The sequence below is a fragment of the Vibrio sp. Y176 genome (genome assembly GCF_033438945.1).
Genome location: NZ_JAWOQS010001055.1, coordinates 1 through 541 on the forward strand (window position 1 = coordinate 1; position 541 = coordinate 541).

Sequence of the window (541 nt, forward strand, 5' to 3'; positions counted from 1 at the left end):
GTTTTCTACGCGATTTTTAAGTTCGCTGTTAAGTCTCAACAGTTTGTATTGCTGGTAGACAACAGCAAGTTGAGCTTCTATCGAGTCCTTGAACGTATTGAGCAATTGCCGGTAAGTTTCGCTGTACTCATTGGCTTTGGAGTCCAACATACAAATGGTTCCAAACGTTTCGCCATTTGGCCAAAACAACGGCAAACCACAATAGGAGAGCATACCAAGTTTGATGTCCGGATTATTCGACCATTTTTCATCGGCAAGGGCATCGGGAACAACCAGTTGGCTTTTGGTTTCAATGACATGTTCACAGTACAAACCATGTCCAAGATCTTCTTTGTCACCAGCTTTATATGGATTACCTTGAGTGTCGCTTGAGGTGTTTACTTCGATGTGGTTTTGATGCACTCGCATGATAAGCGTGGTTGGCACGTCTGCAATCTGTGCGAGGAGATTGACGATATCCTGCCAGCTTCGCTGCATGGATTCAGGAATCTCATAATCTAGTGTTTGAAATCTCCCCATAGAGGCCTTCCTTTCCGGTAGT

At 44.4% G+C, this 541-nt stretch carries 1 protein-coding gene; it reads right to left on the minus strand.

The features are described 5' to 3' along the window. The coding region (locus R7O13_RS30170; protein WP_318305633.1) for a GAF domain-containing protein at positions 1-519 on the minus strand (519 nt) is incomplete at its 3' end. Positions 520-541: the final 22 nt, after the last annotated feature.